We start from the raw sequence: 17,629 nt of genomic DNA on the forward strand, positions 1-17,629 counted from the left end.
CGCATTCCGAAAATTATTGAACTGAGCTACTTTACGCGCTTTTATTCAATCTTTAGCATTATAGCGTCAAAACGCGAAAAAAATGACGCTTATGTCCGAAAGTTTTTCCGCAAATTTACGGTCTTTGTGCGCCGAGCGAGGCAATATCTCGCAAGTCTGTCGAGAAATCGGCCTGAACAGGCAGCAGTTTAATCGCTACCTCAACGGCGAAAGCTTGCCATCAGCCCACAACCTGCGCCGTATCGCTCGGTATTTCGATCTGCCTGAGGCGCAGCTTTTTACGCCTCGGACGGATTTTGAAGAAACATTGAAAGACTCGATCGTCCGTCGGAAAGAAACTCCTGCCAGCTTGTTTGTTAAGCCGTACAGTGATCAGGTGAAGAATCTCAGACGCTATGTGGGCTTCTATCATTCTTTCTTTTGCACACCGTCTTGGCAGGGGCGCATTTTTTGTTCTCTGATCCGACTTAAGGAGGTGGATGGCGTGGTGACGATCCGCTCGCACGAAAACGCCACGTCCCCGGACAAAAGCGTTCGGCAGATTTCGCGCTACGAAGGGCTGGTTGCCCTGCGCGGTAACAGGATCTTCGCCACCGAACATGAATGCGGCAAGGAAGGAAGCATTGCGCAGACCATCCTTTATTCCGCGCATCGCCAACAGCTAAAATACTTGCGTGGTATGACAATGGGTGTGGCTTGGCGGCCGTTTCCACACCCTTATGCCGCGAAAACAATCTGGAAACGGCTTGATGAGCGCATTACCGCCCGTGAAGCGCTCACTGCCTGCGGTGTCTATTCAGAACAGAGTAAATCAATCGACCTGGCGGTCCGAAAGTACCTTTTGGGATCAGGCGATGCCCATTTTTCTGCGATACCAACAGAACTTGCCAATTGAGTGATGCATTTTGAAATCGCCGTTTAGTGGCGCCATTTTCGCACGGGGCGGATCCTGTTTGTGACTCAGAACCTTGTGACGACCGTCGCACCGATTGAGGTAAACTTATCCATCCCTATCAAGGCCTTGGGTGCGTCTTCCAGGCTGATTTTTTCCCCTACCAACCGGGCCGGATCCAACTTGCCATTTTCTATCATGTCGAGCATCGCGTCATAGCGATGTGCCTGCATCCCGTGCGAACCAAGCAGTTCGATCTCTTGTCCTACGATCTTTGGCATGGGTACTGCTGGCGAAGCGTGATCACCCAGCATCAGACCGACCTGAATGTGCTTGCCGCGCGGACGCAGGCAGAGGATTGAGTTGGTCATAGTGACGGGATGACCCAATGCGTCGATTGACACATGGGAGCCGCCTTTGGTGATTTCGCGGATCGCTTCGGGAACATCAGCGTCTGTACCGTTAATGGTCGCAACTGCACCCAGTTCTTGCGCAAGTTCGAGTCTGGCTTCGTCTAGATCAACCCCGATGACATTGGCCCCGACGGCGGCAGCAATCATAACGGCTGACAGACCGACCCCACCGCAGCCATGTATGGCAACCCATTGACCGGCCGAGACCCTTCCCTGATCGACGACCGCGCGGAATGAAGTGGCAAACCTGCAGCCAAGGCTGGCGGCGGTTGCAAATTCCATGGTTTCAGGCAGCGCGACCAAATTAAGGTCAGCCTGATGAATTGGCACATATTCCGCGAAACTGCCCCAATGGGTAAAGCCGGGTTGCTCTTGATACAGACAGACTTGCTGATGCCCTGCGTGACATTCGCTGCACGTTCCGCAGCCGCAGACGAAAGGCACGGTTACCTTGTCGCCAACTTTCCAGTTCTTTACATCCCGTCCGACGGCTTCGACCACGCCAGCCAACTCATGACCGGGTATGTGAGGCAGCTCGATATCACTGTCATGCCCCATCCACCCGTGCCAATCGCTGCGACAAACGCCAGTGGCTTCGACCTTCAGAACAACGCCATGAGTATCGGGTGCAGGGTCGTCGACTATGACAACCTTGGGGGTTTGTTGGAACTTCTCGAACAGGACAGCCTTCATAGTGTGCTCTTTCATTTTTTCGAAAAGTTGTGTGAACCTAAACCAACTCAGCCGAACTGATCCAGCCTTAGGGATGAACCCAAGTTGTGGCATTTTAGCACTATTTTAACCAAATCCAGTTTTAGACAAATTTAAGAAATCCACTCTCCTTAAACTTGCGCATATCTTTCTTTAGGTGGTGATGGGGAAATTCCCAAAAGCAATGTGTTGCTTTTGGGTGCAGCTCTTCTTTGCCTTCTGTGCTGGTGAATTGGGTTGTAGGGTCTCAAGGTGTCAAAGTTTTCAAACCTGCTGTTTGCGTTTTCTATTTTTCTATTTAATTCAACACCTTTGCTTGCCGCGCCGACTGCAGATTCAATTGTTGGAGACACTGTTAACAACCCTGTGACTGGTCTGGATACGACAGTCACTGCACTGATTGTGGATCCCGCTTCAACACCTACAGCCGGGACGACGGCTTTTGTTGAGACGGCGGATGGCTATGTGTTTCTCGTCAAAGATGCCGGCGATACAATTTACAACTCCGACAATCCCCCGCTGGCATTTGAGATTGTATCGATAACGGGAACAACGGCTCAGATCAGTAATTCTGGTGCGACCGGAACGGCCAGCTTGTCCACTCAGCTGACCCTGTCTCAGTACAACAGCAACTTCAACAGTTCGGGTACTCCTGGCTCTGTCACCCCGCCGGTGAACGTCTCCGGACCTAACGGTGTGAGCCAGGTCGTTTACGGGCGAGATGGCAGCAATGGGCGCGATGGTGCGCTTGTTGTGCCACCAAGTTCAGGTGGAAACGGTGCCGATGGCCCAACCCAGACTCAAACCCTGAGCGGGAATGTCAACGCAACCAGCAATGTCGGTTGGCAAGTGGGTAGCGTTGGCGGTGACGGTGGTCAGGGCGGCGACTCGTATCTGAGCTTTTGGGACGGGCGCGATGGCGGCGACGGCGGGGAGGGCGGCACGGTAAACGCAACACAATCCTCCAGCAGCACGATCCAGACATCGGGCGACGGCTATGACGGTATATTTGCCTTCAGCCGCAGCGGCGAGGCTGGTGATGGTGGCAGCGGCTTCGCGGCTCCGGGTGGGGGCACCGGTGGCCACTCGGCAGATGGTGGCGACGTAACCGTTACGCAGCGGGGTGACATTTCTACGTCCGGCGACTCGGCTGATGGCATCTATGCGCTGAGCGTTTCGAACAACGGCGGTAATGGTGGGTCACAATGGGGGCTGGTTGGCTCGTCCGGTAACGGAGGCTATGGCGGTAGCGGTGGCACCGTAACGGTAAACACGACCTCAAGCGGTAGCATCTTGACGACCGGCGACTATGCGAACGGTATTTACGCCCAATCCATCGGCGGTTCGGGGGGGTCAGCGGGGACAAGTGGCAACTTGTTGGTTTCGCTCATTGGCGGGGCCGATAATGGCGGAAATGGAGGCAGGGTTAACGTCTCGCATGGTGGCGCGATTGAAACACAAGGTGATTTCGCGCGCGGTATTGTTGCCCAGTCCATCGGCGGCGGCGGTGGTTCGGGCGGAACTGCAGGCGGCCTGGTATCACTTTCTCTTGGTGGTGTGGGCTCGAACGGCGGTAGCGGGGACTCGGTGAATGTCACTGTGCAAGGTTCGGGAAGCATCCTGACTTCGGGCATTGGGGCAGACGGTGTCATGGCGCAATCCATCGGCGGCAGCGGCGGAACCGGTGCAAACTCCTATGGGCTTGTTGCGATTGGTGGCACAGGATCTCGGGGCGGAACGGGCGCTGCGGTAAGCGTCAGCAACTACGGGCGTATTGTAACCGAAGACGACAACGCCCGCGGGATTATCGCGCAATCCATCGGCGGCGGTGGCGGTGATGGTGGCTCGTCCGGTGGAATGGTCTCGGTCGGAGGCAATGGCAGCGGCGGTGGCAGCGGGTCCACTGTGACGATCGTGAATGACGGGATCATCACCACTTCGGGTGATGATGCGATGGGTATTCTGGCCCAGTCGATTGGTGGCGGTGGCGGCAATGGTGGTTCGTCCGGTTCGGTAGGTGCGTTTGTCGGGGTAGCCATCGGTGGTGATGGCGGGGCCGGAGGGACCGGTGGCAATGTCAACGTAACCTTATCCAACACCGATGGCAGCCAGCCGTCGGCTATCCGGACTTCGGGCGCGCGCTCGGCAGGTGTATTTGCACAATCCGTCGGCGGCGGTGGCGGCAACGGTGGCGGAGCGGTCTCGGTTGCGGTTGGCGCATTTGGCGCGGCATCGGTCTCGGTTGGTGGGTCCGCTGGCAATGGTGGCAACGGTGGGACGGTCACGCTTAGCGGCAGCGGTTCAGCTTCTGTACAAACCGGTGGCGACGACTCGGTTGGGGTGATGCTGCAATCTGTTGGCGGTGGCGGGGGCAATGGTGGCTATGCCGTATCTGTCGCAGCCTCTGGAGGTCCGGTATCGGGTTCGCTGGCTGTTGGGGTTGGCGGTGACGGTGGTACGGGCGGCACGGGTGGTCCGGTCACGGTTGGCCAGTTCGATGGTAGTGGCGTCGCAACAGCAGCTGGGTTTGAAGGCACTGTCGTCACGACCGGAAACCGGTCGACAGGTATGCTGTTTCAGTCCGTCGGCGGTGGTGGTGGCAATGGTGGATTGGCGGTCGCCGCGACCGGTGGCGCCTCGGCACTATTTTCGGGCAACGTATCAGTTGGAATTGGCGGCAAGGCCGGCAGTGCGGGCAATGGTGGACTTGTTCAGGTCTATACCAATGCTGACGTGACCACGACTGGCACAAGCTCCAGCGCGATCATCGCGCAATCCGTGGGTGGCGGTGGCGGTAATGGTGGTGGAAGCATCGCGGCCGGTATCAGCGCAAGCGGAGGCGCTGCGGTCGGGATCAACGTCGGTGTCGGCGGAGATGGTGGTGGTGCCGGTATCGGTGGCAACGTCACTTTGCGTGCCGGTGGGACCTCAATCGAAACCAGTGGCGCATTCTCCAGCGGTGTCGTTGCGCAATCCGTTGGCGGCGGCGGTGGTAATGGTGGTTATGCCATCGGTGCCAGTGCCGATATTGCGGGCGGCGCTGCCGGGTCCATCAGTGTAGGCCTCGGCGGTAAAGCTGGCGGTGGAGGTGCGGGCGGTACAGTGACGGCCCAAGTTGATGCGGATGTCATCACCCGTGGGGATGATGCCGGTGCGGTCGTGGTGCAATCCATCGGCGGTGGCGGTGGCAATGGCGGCTTCAGCGTCGCTGCTGGCTTGGCGGCCGGCGGTGGCGGTGCCGGAACGATTGGAGTCGGACTTGGCGGCGACGGAGGCAGCGGCGGCATAGGCGGTACGGTAACCGGCGTGCGCGTCAACGGCGACGTTCGGACCGAAGGTGCACGCTCGACGGCTGTCGTTATTCAATCCATCGGCGGTGGCGGTGGTAATGGTGGTTTCAATGTCACCGCCGGAGTGGCAGCGGCAGGAGCCGGTGCTGGGTCAATTGGCGTCGGGCTCGGCGGCAACGGCGATACAGGCGGCAATGGCGGCGTGGTTGAAGGCCAGGTTGCAGGAAACGTCACAACAGTGTCCGAAGGTTCAGGCGGCGTAGTTTTCCAATCCATCGGCGGCGGTGGTGGCAATGGTGGCTTCAACGTGACGGCCGGTGTTGCTGGTGCGGGGGCAGGTGGCGGTGCCGTCACCGTAGGCCTTGGTGGCGACGGCTCAGGAGGTGGAATCGCTCAATCGGTGACCGGTCGAGTCACAGGCACCGTAAGCACCGGTGGCGCGGACTCAACTGCCGTTCTGGCGCAGTCCGTTGGCGGCGGCGGTGGCAATGGTGCTTTTAATGTTAGCGCGTCACTTGCAGGGGCTGGGGTTGCGAGCGGTGCAGTTTCAGTTGGCCTTGGCGGCGACGGAGGTACGGGCTCGACGGGTGGCACAGTCAATCTGACGACCACAAATACGATTGTAACTGTCGGGGACCGTTCTTCAGGCGTCGTCGCCCAATCCATCGGCGGTGGTGGCGGCAATGGTGGGTTTAATATCTCGGGGACCGGGGCCGGTGCAGGTACTGCAAGCGGTGCGGTCAGTGTCGGGCTTGGTGGAACGGGCGCAGGTGGCGGTAATGGCGGGTCGGTTACGCTAAGATCCAGTGGGACAATTCTGACGCAAGGCGACTCGGCGACAGCCTTCCTCGCGCAGTCCATCGGCGGTGGCGGAGGTAACGGAGGTTTCAACGTCAGCGCATCGGTTCAGGGTTCGGGCACCGCTGGGGCGGGCGTTTCGGTCGGCTTGGGCGGCGACGGCGGCGGAGGTGGTGATGGGAGCACGGTAATTGCTACGTCGAACAACGCGGTCGAAACCCGGGGGGATCAATCCTCGGGCGTGGTTGCGCAGTCCATCGGCGGTGGTGGCGGCAATGGTGGGTTCAACGTAGCCCCGGTCTTGTCGGGTGCAGGAACAGCCAGTGGCGCGGTGAGTGTCGGCCTCGGCGGTTCGGGCGATACTGGCGGCAATGGCGGCACCGTCACGCTGACTTCGAACGGTACCATCCTGTCGGATGGCTTTGCTTCAAGCGGGTTTGTTGCGCAGTCTCTTGGCGGCGGCGGTGGTAACGGAGGGTTCAACGTTTCGCCAACCGTTTCGGGGGCTGGAACGGGTGCGGCATCGGTTTCGGTCGGGTTGGGCGGCTCAGGATCTGCCGGGGGTGACGGCAGTCTGGTAACGGCCAGCACAACAGCAAACGTTGTGACCCGAGGGGATGCTTCGGTGGGTGTCCTCGCGCAGTCCGTTGGTGGCGGCGGTGGTAATGGTGGCTTCAATGTCTCACCGGCTTTGGCTGGGGCCGGCACCGGATCGGGCGCGATCAGCGTTGGCCTGGGTGGGTCCGGTGGCAGCGGCGGCACGGGGGGTGTTGTTGGCCTGACGGTTGCCAATAGTGTTCAAACCGAAGGTGCGCAGTCCAGCGCAGTTGTGGCGCAATCAATCGGCGGCGGCGGCGGCAATGGCGGGTTCAACGTTTCTGCTTCCGTCGGTGGCGCAGGTACGGGTTCTGGCGCTGCGGCAGTTGGCTTGGGCGGTCGTGGAACTGGCGGCGGTGACGCCTCGGCGGTCACGGCGAATGTAACCGGGAATCTGATCACGCAAGGTGAAACCTCCAGCGGTCTCTTGGCACAATCTGTCGGCGGTGGCGGCGGTAATGGTGGCATGAACGTCTCGGTTGCAGTGGCCGCGGCGGGCACCGGCTCGGGTGGGGCATCCGTGGGTCTTGGTGGGGCGTCCGGTACCGGCGGCAACGGAGGCACAGTTGAAGCCACATTGAACGGAAACGTCTCGACACAAGGCGATGAATCCGGCGGGGTGATCGTGCAAAGCCTTGGCGGCGGTGGGGGCAATGGAGGCATGAATGTTTCCGCCACAGTCACTGTCGCAGGAACCGGCAGCGGTGGTGCGTCTGTTGGTCTTGGTGGCAGCGGTGGCGACGGGGGCGACGCGGATACTGCCGAAGGCACGATCGTTGGCAATGTTACCACTACCGGTGACAATTCTGGCGGCGTCTTGGTGCAATCTGCTGCGGGTGGCGGTGGCAATGGTGGGCTGAATGTATCAGCCGCCGTGAACATCTCGGGCACCGGAGGCGGCGCCGTTGGGGTTGGCATCGGTGGCTCGGGTGGAGATGGCGGTGCTGCGAGCTCGGCGACGGGGTCGGTCACCGGCGATGTCACTACAAGTGGTGAGAACGCGACGGGCGTTCTGGTCCAATCCGTTGGCGGCGGCGGCGGTAATGGCGGCGTCAACATCTCGGGCGCTCTGAGCATCGCACGCACTGGATCGGGTGCGGCAGGTATCGGCGTGGGCGGCTTCGGCGGCAGAGGCGGGACCAGCGGGGTAGTCGACAACACGTTCTCGGGCAATGTGAGCACCTCGGGTCCGCGGTCGGCAGGTATTATCGCACAAAGCCTTGGCGGAGGTGGCGGCAATGGCGCCACAAACATTTCCGGGGCCATTTCTTTAGCCAGCAACTATTCCGGCGGTTTGGGGATCGGCGTCGGCGGCTTTGGCGGGGACGGTGGTGCGGCAGATAACGTCACGCAGCGGGTCACCGGAGATGTCATGACAACCGGTGATGACTCGGTCGGCATTCTGACGCAAAGCCTCGGCGGCGGTGGTGGCAACGGCGGCACCAACATCTCGGCAGCGCTGTCTCTGTCCCGATCAGCCAATGCGGCGGTCGGCATCGGTGTGGGCGGTTTTGGCGGCGGCGGCGCTGATGCCGGAGCGTTGGTGCAATCGACAATCACCGGTGGAGTAACCACAACAGGTGATCGCAGCACCGGGATCCTGACACAGAGCCTTGGCGGCGGTGGTGGCAACGGCGGCACTAATATCTCGGCCTCGTTGGGTATCAGCCAGGAAAATGGCGGCTCGGTCAGTCTGGGCGTTGGCGGCTTCGGTGGCGGGGCGGGTAACGCTGGTGAAGTGAACAGCACATTGCGCTCAAGAACGGACAGCAGTGGCACAACTTCGGTGGTAACCACTGGCGTAGACAGTATTGGTGTCATGGCCCAGTCGGTCGGCGGCGGCGGCGGTAACGGCGGTCTGAACGTTTCTGGCGCTGTCAATCTCACCGGCAAATCCGGTGCAGCGGTTGCCCTGGGACTTGGTGGCTTTGGTGGCGGTGGTGGCAATGCCGATGCGGTCACGTTGGATGTTCAAAGCGATGTAGTGACGGCGGGTGACGGATCGCATGGTCTGTTTGCGCAAAGCCTTGGTGGCGGTGGCGGCACCGGGGGCGTGAATATTTCGGGCACTCTGGCGCTGACCAAACCATCGGGGTCGGACACGATCTTTTCGGTTTCAGCGGGTGTTGGCGGCTTTGGCGGGGCTGGCGGTGACGCAAGTGACGTCGATCTGGACTATACCGGCAATGTGCAGGCCGTTCCGATGGTCGAGCAATCGGATGGCACTTTAGCTGTTGATGAAAGCAAAGGGGCCAGTGGCATCATTGCTCAGTCGCTTGGCGGCGGCGGCGGTGACGGTGGTACGAACGTCTCGGGTGGCCTCGCGATAAGCGGCAAACCCGGCGCAGGCCAGACAGATAGCAGCAAATCCTACGCGGTTGTCGTGGGCGTCGGGGGCTTTGGTGGCGGCGGTGGAGACGCCGGAAATGTCGATGTGAACATTGGCGCAGGCAGTACGATCACAGCTCACGGCACTGGCCAATCCGGCCTGCTGGCCCAATCCGTTGGCGGCGGCGGTGGCAACGGTGGTCTGAACGTGTCAGGCGGGATCGTATCCGACAGCTCTCTGATCGTGGGCGTCGGTGGTTTCGCAGGCGATGGCGGTCAGGCCGGAGACGTCACGGTCACCTCGCAAGCGGATATTACGGTTACAACGAACCCGGACGATATATCGATCCCCAACACAACGACGTTCGAAGACAAACTGCGTGATTTCCTGGGCGACTCGATCGTAGATGAGACCGAGGAATTGGCGTCGAACTTCGGGTTGGAACGCCTGTTCATCGACATGGGTGTCTTCAACGAAGAAAAGCCGGATACTGACGGTTCGGCGGGTCTACTGGCGCAGTCCATCGGCGGCGGCGGCGGCAATGGCGGTCTGAATGTCTCGGGTGGAATCGCGCTCAGCAAAGATGGCAAGATCCCTTCGGTTACGTTTGGCGTCGGAGGCTTTGGCGGTGACGGCAATGTCTCGGGCAATGTGGGCGTCAATCACGCGGGAACTGTGTCAGTCGCCGGCAACTGGAAACATGGAGTTTTGGCCCAGTCGATCGCAGGCGGCGGTGGCAACGGTGCTTTGAACGTGACCGGGCAGCTGAACTATGGAGACTCCAACAACTCGGACGGCAAAACGGATCTGAGCATTGTGGGCGGCCTTGGCGGCCACGGAGGTACTGGTGCGGATGCGGGTGACGTGTCGGTCACTCAGACCGGCAACATCGCAACAAATGGCTATCACGCGCGCGGAATCTTTGCCCAGAGCATCGGCGGCGGCGGTGGTACCGGCGGCATTAATGCGACCTTTGTTGGTACCAAGGACAGCTCACCTATCGCGATGGGGATCGGCGGCTTTGGCGGCGGTGGCGGCGATGCGGGTGACGTGACCGTCGCGCGTGGCACAGCGGCCCTTGCTGCGGGGACAATCACGACCGATGGCGTTGGATCGCACGGTATCGAGGCGTCGAGCATTGGCGGCGGCGGCGGCGATGCGGGGATCAACGCAGTTGTGGGTATCAGCAAGACCACCGGCAATCAAAGTAACGGCGGCACCGGCGATTCCACGGATCGCAAGACACCGACCAATACCGGCGTCGATGACTCGGTCATCGCCAACTACAACGCGGTTTTGGATGAGCTTGAAGGCAAGGTGAACCCTGCAGATTCCTCGGGCAACAAAACCGGAGTTTCGGCGGTGGTTGCCATCGGTGGCGATGCAGGTACGGCAGGGGACGGTGGCGAGGTCGATGTTGACCACTATGGTGATATCGTCACCTTGCAAGATGGCAGCCACGGTGTGTTTGGGCAATCCATCGGCGGTGGCGGCGGCAACGCCGCCTTGAACCTCGGCATGACCTATGAGCTTGCCTCCGACGCGACCAACAAAGGCTTTGGCTTGGCTATTGGCGGCGGCACGGGTGAGGGCGGAATCGGTAGTTCGGTGGATGTGCGCAATACAGGCGACATCACGACCTCGGGCGCGGACTCTCATGGTCTCTTTGCGCAGTCCGTTGGCGGCGGCGGCGGCAATGCTGGCTACAATTCGGCATCGACGTCGGTCGATGGCGGCAATGTAAACATCCAGATCGGCCGCACGGGTGGAACCGGGGGCAGCGGCGGGGACGTCTATGCCAGCTCGAACGGCGCGATCAGCACGACGGGCAACCGGTCTTATGGCTTCTTTGCACAGTCCATCGGCAATGGCGGGGGTAACTCGTCATCAACTTCGGTCAGCATCGGCACCCCGAAATCCGGCGACAGCAAAGGCAACAAAGCCAGCCTGTCAGTCGGGCTTGAAGGCGGTACGGGTGGCGCGGCAGGCGATGTGACTTCTGTGGTGGCGGGCACCGTCGTCACGCAGGGCGATGACGCACATGGCGTATTTGCGCAGTCAGTTGGCGGCGGCGGAGGCAATGGCGGTAAGGCCAGCAACTCGGCTGGCAAGGGCACGTCAATTGCCTTGTCCATCGGTGGTACCGGCGGCACCGGAGGCGTTGGTGGCACGGTGGACGTGACCAACACTGCCCAGATCGCAACGTTCGGAGATCGCTCGATTGGGCTGATGGCGCAATCCATCGGTGGCGCAGGCGGAACTGGCGGCATGGTACAGGCCGGACAATCGAACCTCGATACCATCAAAGCTGTGGTCAACCCGTCCACAGTCGGCACCACAGCATCGATCAACATAGGCGGTACAGGTGGGGACGGTATGACCTCGGACATCGTGACCGTTGTGAGCGACGGAATAATCAGCACAGCAGGCACCATGGCCCATGGTATCTTTGCGCAGTCCGTCGGAGGCGGCGGCGGCATGGGTGGTGTCGTGGAAAACCGCATCATCAGCCTGCGTAAAGAGATTGGAAACACCGCGACATTATCCATCGGCGGCAACGGCGGCTCGGGTGCGATGTCGGCGGCGGTATCTGTGACCAACCGGGACGTGATACTGACCACGGGCGACAAGTCGGTGGGTATCTACGCGCAATCGGTCGGTGGTGGCGGAGGTGATGCACAGCAGGTTCGAAACATTGTTCTGGGCCGGTCCTCGGAGGGGTCTACGACAAACGCGATCCTTATTGGTGGCACCGGCGGCACCGGTGGTTCTGGCAGTACAACCACTGTTGTGAACGAAGCCGATGGTACGATCGTGACCAGCGGAGCCGAAAGCCACGGTATCTTCGCGCAGTCTATCGGCGGTGGCGGCGGCAATGGCGGATCGACAATCTCGGTTGATGGTCGCTATGGCGGGGCCGAGGCGAGCACTCGGCGGGCGTTGCAGTTTGGCCTGGGTGGCTCGGGTGGTTCCGGTGGAACCGGAGGCAACGTGGCCGTCACAAATGCGGGTACGATCATCACCATTGGTGCAGGTGCGCATGGCATCTTTGCTCAATCCGTTGGTGGCGGCGGCGGCAATGGTGGGAGTTCGATTACTGGGACGCTGCGGCTAAAGACTGGGGACAACAGCTCTCCGACCGCGCAGTTGAACATCGGTGGTTCGGGTGGCAGTGGCAATGCTGCCGGAAACTCGGTTGTCACCAATACCGGCGACATCCGCGTTGATGGCGAAGGTGCCTACGGTATCTTCGCACAATCCGTCGGTGGCGGTGGTGGCAATGGTGGATTGGCCGTTGCGATGGATGTGAATGACCTCAAAAACACAATGACCGGCAAGTCATACTCGAAGATCGCCATTGGCGGTTCTGGTGGCGACGGGGCGGATGGTGGAGATGTCACGGTCAACCATACCGGTACGATTGTCGTGAACGCTGAAAACGGGTTCGGTATCTATGCCCAATCCGTTGGTGGCGGCGGCGGTAATGCGGGATATTCGGTATCGTCGCCCTTGGTCTCGGCGCTGGACTACACGATCTCTCATGTGTTGGGCGCGCGAGAAGGGACCACCGGATCGGTGGGAACCGCGACTGTCAATTCAACCGGTGACATTCTGGTGAATGGTGCAGGCAGCGAGGCCATCTTCGCACAATCCGTCAATGGCGGCGGCGGCAACTCCGAAACATCGGTCGACTTTACGACCGCGACGGCAAGCGCGGGTGGAACCGGCACTGTTTATATCAGTGACATCTCGCTGGGCGGTGATGATGTTTCGGGCACGGCGGGCAGCCAGGTTGCCCAGTCGCACGTCGGTAACATAGCGACCACCAGTGACCGCTCGACAGGTCTGATGCTGCAGAGTGTTGGCGGCGGTGGTGGCACATCGGCCAACAACATCAGCCTTCAGGATGGCGACGGTATCGAGATTGATGCGCGCCTGGGCGCGATTGATACGAATGATGCAGCAGGTGGCGATGTGTTCGGCAGCCGGACGGGCGATGTCGGCACAGATGGTGCGTTTTCCTCGGCAGTTACGGCGCAATCTATTGGCGGCGGCGGCGGTAAGCTGGTGCTCAACAGCACGGGCACGGCTGATACCAACAGGTTTGCTTCGGTAATCCTGGGGTCCGATCCAAGCTTCCGCAACAACGGCGGTGATATCGATCTTGATCTGAATGGAGATGTCTTCACCAGCGGTGACCGGTCCTTTGGCCAAAGCGTTCAAAGCATCGGCGCGGGCGGGGGTGAAGCTGTCGTTGCTGGTCTTGGAGGCGTCGATGTGACCCTCGGGGCGCAGGACGATTCAACTGGAGATGGCGGCATCGTCGATTTCACCAATACCGGTGACGTAAACACAAGTGGTACCGGATCGCATGCGTTCGTGATCCAGAGCATCGGCGGCGGCGGTGGTCTTGTCACGACAGACCTGGACCCCAGCCAGGTGACCGTAAATCTGTCAGCTGCAAATGGCGGGGACGGCGGGGACATTCTGTTCTCGCAAACTGGTAACACGGTCACCAGCGGAGAGAACGCGATCGGTGTCGCCGCGCAGTCGTTGGGTGGTGGTGGCGGCATCGTCGATTCCATATTCCGGGGTGCCGCAGGTGGCGCCGGGTCGGGCGGTGCTATCGACATGACCCTGACCGGCAATGTGTTGTCGGTCGGCGACGGTGGCATTGGTGTCTTTGCACAATCCGAAGGCCGTGACGGTGCAGACGCCATTATGCTTGGGTTCGATGGTGTTGTCATGGGTGGCACCGGGCAAGCGAACTCGGTTGCCTCTATCATTGTCGAAGGAGGAACCGACAACACGCTGACCCTATCAGAAGACACGGTGCTGATCGCGGGCAATAACCAACTGGTGAACGGCGGCGATGGCAATGAACAAATCACGCTGTCCGGACGCGCGCTCGGTAACCTGAACCTTGGTGACGGGACGAATGGCCTGACCGTGGAAGATGGTGCAACCTTCTATGCATTGGATACCGTGAATCTGGGCGACGCCGGGCTCATGCAGGTGGATGGCAACTTGGTTCTGGGCGCAAATTGGGGCGTCGACGGAGGCCTGACGGCTGCTGTTCAAGCGGATGATTTTTCCTTCACCGAGAATGTTAGCCAGACCACGAACGTGACCGGAAGTCTGGCCTTTGGCGGCACTGCGACTTCAACGTTCGACGTGTATTTCCGAACCACTGGCATATCGGGTGGAGACAGCGATCTGATCAATGTCACCGGGGATGCCACCATTGGTGGTACATTGGTGCCGCGGTTGAACACGCTCGAACGCGCATTGCCGCTTGTCATCATCAATCCCGATGGAACGGCCGCAGATGCTGGCACGACCATCCAGGACACTGTGGTTCTTGATTACTCCATTGGTTTGAACGGGGCGACGTCGGACGGCAGTTCGATCGATCTGGTGATCACACCAGACTATTCGACGCCTAGGATGAACTCCAACCAGACCGCGATCGGTGACTATATCAATGATGTCCTGAACGGGCGGGGAACGTCCGAACAGGGCGAGCTTTTGGCGCTGATCGGGAACATGCAATCCGAGACCGATGTGATCGCGGCCATTGAGAGCTTGTCGACAGCGGACTACGCCGCAGATGCGGTGGATGCGTATTTTGGCACGCGGGTATTCGCGGATACGCTGCAAAACTGCGAACGCTACACCAATTATCAAGCCGGGGATGATCCGCGTAACTGTATCTGGTTTACCGGCGGCCGCTATTTCTTCGACCGCGAGCAGACCGGGATTTACAACGATCTGAACGTCAATAACACCAATTGGTCGGCGGGTGTCCGTCTACCGGTGGGGGATGAGTTGTATGCAGGGTTTGCCCTGGGCTACGACCAGATCAGCCTGCAGAACGGATCGCAATACAATGCATCCGGCGATCGGTTCAATCTGGGTGCATCGCTGACCAAATACACAGGCGCGTGGGAGTTTGCGGCCATGCTGTCGGCAGGTTGGTCAAACTACGATACAAGCCGTGCAGGTGGGATCCGGGGTGTTTTGCCCAATGGCACTATTGTGGACACCGTTGGTGTCAGCGAGATCAAGCACAAGATGAACCACCAGAACCTGCGGCTCAGCCTGGCGTATGATCAAAGACTTGGCACTGGTGGAGCGTACCTGCGCCCCGAACTGGCCGTCGATGCGACGCGGTTGGCGACGGAAAGCAATGGCGATGGCACTTTGTCAGGTATCGTCTTGCAGGACGACAACGAGATGATCTATTCGCTGACGCCGTCGATTGAGATCGGGACCGAGCAGATCCTGAGCGCCTCGCAGAAACTGCGTGCGAGCCTGCGCGCCGGTGCCATCCTCTCGTCTGACGACACGGTGTCGGTAACCGCTGGCTTCAGTGGGGCCAGCGCCGCCGACGGAGGGTTCGTGAATACCAGCTATATCGGTGACGCCCACGGCGTCGTGTCCGCGCGGTTGGGATTGTTTGCTTTGGATGACAGCAGCTTTATCAACCTGAGCCTGGACCATATGTTTGGAGACTCAACCGAAGCCCTGCAGGTTGGCATTGGCCTTGGGATACAATTCTAGTTTATGAGGAACAGCAGTATGAAAACTTGGATCTACGCTTTGGTGGCGTCGTTCGGTTTGACAACTCAACTTGGCGCACAGGAAAACGAAGCGCCATTGTGGTCGGTCAACTGCAGCAATCAGGTCAACGGAACTGAATTGATTTGTGAAATGACCCAGACCATTATCTTAACCGAGAACAATCAAAGGCTTGCCTCGATTGCGTTCGTCAAACCTGCCGGCAGAGACGAGATCGAAGCGGTGCTGACACTGCCATTTGGCCTGCTGTTCTCTGAAGGGCTGATTGCTAAAGTGGATGATGCCGAGATCGCGCGGCTGGATTTTCTAACCTGCGAAGCACAGGGTTGTTTTGCCCGTTCTCCTGTTTCTCAGGACTGGATGTCAAAGATGCGCGCTGGCAATCTGTTGAGTATTGAAAGCGTAAACCGGGTCGGCGATCCAATTTCCTTTGGCTTCGATCTGGCGGGATTTAGCAGAATATCCGATATGCTGCCGTGATTGCCTGGCCTTCCTTCCAGAAGGCCGCGCAGGCCTTCTTGGTTAGCAACGCGTAGATGGGTCTGACCAGAGCGTTCATTTTGTGATTGCGCTCGCAACGAGCGGAGGCTGCGGCGTAGGGCTATGTGATGGCTTTGGATTTCCGAGATGCGAGCGTTCGCGCCGACTAGTTCTCAGAGACACTCCCGGTCGGCGATGTCGAGGGTGCGGTCCAGAATCGCCAGCCCTGTCATCAGGTCGTCTTCACTGATGTTGAGCGGTGGGGTCAGGCGGATCACGTTCGAGAAGAAGGACAGGTAGAGGCCTTCGTTCATCGCAAAGCTCATCATCTCGCTCATGGGTCTGGCGTCTTCGCCTTTGGCGGCAAATGGCACCAGCGGTTCGCGGGTGTCGCGGTTTTTGACCAGTTCGATGCCGTTGAACATGCCCTTGCCGCGAATATCCCCGATCGAGGGGTGTTTCTTTGCCAGCTTGTGCAGCTCTGCGCGCATCTTTTCCCCCATCGCGGTGGCGTGGGCCAGCGTGCCTTCTTCCTGCATGGCTCGGATCGCGGCGATGCCAGATGCGCAGGCCAGCGGATGGCCGGCATAAGTCAGGCCTCCGGGCAATGGGTAATCGCGCAGCCAGTCATGCAGCTCGGTACTGACGGACATGGTGCCAAGCGGCACGTAACCCGAGTTGATGCCCTTGGCCGAACAAATGATGTCCGGCTGAACACCCCAGTGATCGACGGCGAACCATTTTCCGGTCCGGCCAAACCCGGCCATGACCTCATCCGCGATCAGTAGGATGCCGTATTTTTCGCAGGTTGCCTTAATAGATTGCAGATATCCGTCGGGTGGCACGATGATCCCGTTTGTGCCGACAATGGGTTCCAGAATGACGGCAGCCACGGTATTGGGGTTTTCATACATCAGGATTTCTTCCAGATGCGGCCCGCCTTGGGCGACCGGGCACTGGGCCGGGTCTTTGTGGCCTGTTGGCAACCGATAGACGTAAGGATCAAGCATCCGTACGATGCCCGGCATATCGGCGCGGGTCAGATGGTGGCGCGGGTCGCCGGTCAGCGATAGCGTGCCACCGGTTGCCCCGTGGTAGGAACGGTAGCGAGCGATGATCTTTGTCCGACCGGTGTAATGCCGTGCCACACGGATGGCGGTTTCGTTTGCGGCTGACCCTCCGGTTGTAAAAAAGGTTGATGAGATGTTGGCAGGTGTGATCTCGGTCATGATTGCCGCGAGTTCTGATCGAACATCCGAGCCCATGGCCGGGCCGATGTAACAAAGCCTGTCCGCCTGATCTTTGATCGCCTGTACGATCTTGGGGTGCTGATGACCCATATTTGCGTTTACCAGTTGGGATTGGAAGTCGAGGTAGCGCTTGCCATCGCTGTCCCAGAACCAGCTGCCCTGAGCGCCGGTTATGACACGCGGGCGGCTGCCCTGTTTCGACCAGCTTTGCAGATAATGATCCGCATGCATGTCTTTGACCCACTCGGGATCATGTGAAGGATAGGCGTTGCTGAAGTCTTCCATGA

Annotated in this window: 5 protein-coding genes; 3 read left to right on the plus strand and 2 right to left on the minus strand. The window is 59.6% G+C overall.

The features are described 5' to 3' along the window. The first annotated feature begins 91 nt into the window (after nt 1-91). Nucleotides 92-895, plus strand: a complete 804-nt coding sequence (locus tag ACR0L9_RS10800) for a helix-turn-helix transcriptional regulator (RefSeq protein WP_480586185.1) — start codon at nt 92-94, stop codon at nt 893-895. Nucleotides 896-960: 65 nt separating this feature from the next. Here the strand turns inward: ACR0L9_RS10800 and ACR0L9_RS10805 are convergent, their stop codons facing one another. Continuing rightward, a complete protein-coding gene (locus ACR0L9_RS10805) occupies nt 961-1,998 on the minus strand; it encodes a zinc-dependent alcohol dehydrogenase family protein (protein WP_480895763.1) in 1,038 nt (345 codons plus the stop codon). A 384-nt stretch (nt 1,999-2,382) separates the two neighbouring features. Between ACR0L9_RS10805 and ACR0L9_RS10810 the strand changes: the two genes are divergently transcribed. Both ACR0L9_RS10810 and ACR0L9_RS10815 read left to right on the plus strand, forming a co-directional pair. Beyond that, nucleotides 2,383-15,594 carry a hypothetical protein gene (locus tag ACR0L9_RS10810; RefSeq protein WP_480895632.1) on the plus strand — a complete coding sequence of 4,404 codons (13,212 nt, stop codon included), beginning with the start codon at nt 2,383-2,385 and terminating at the stop codon, nt 15,592-15,594. An 18-nt stretch (nt 15,595-15,612) separates the two neighbouring features. After that, nucleotides 15,613-16,092 carry an invasion associated locus B family protein gene (locus ACR0L9_RS10815; protein WP_170407630.1) on the plus strand — a complete coding sequence of 160 codons (480 nt, stop codon included), beginning with the start codon at nt 15,613-15,615 and terminating at the stop codon, nt 16,090-16,092. A 173-nt stretch (nt 16,093-16,265) separates the two neighbouring features. Here the strand turns inward: ACR0L9_RS10815 and ACR0L9_RS10820 are convergent, their stop codons facing one another. Then, nucleotides 16,266-17,627 (minus strand): aminotransferase class III-fold pyridoxal phosphate-dependent enzyme, encoded by a 1,362-nt coding sequence (locus ACR0L9_RS10820; protein WP_480895633.1) that lies wholly within the window; start codon nt 17,625-17,627, stop codon nt 16,266-16,268. Nucleotides 17,628-17,629: the final 2 nt, after the last annotated feature.

It is taken from the genome of Ruegeria sp. I3 (assembly GCF_056532525.1).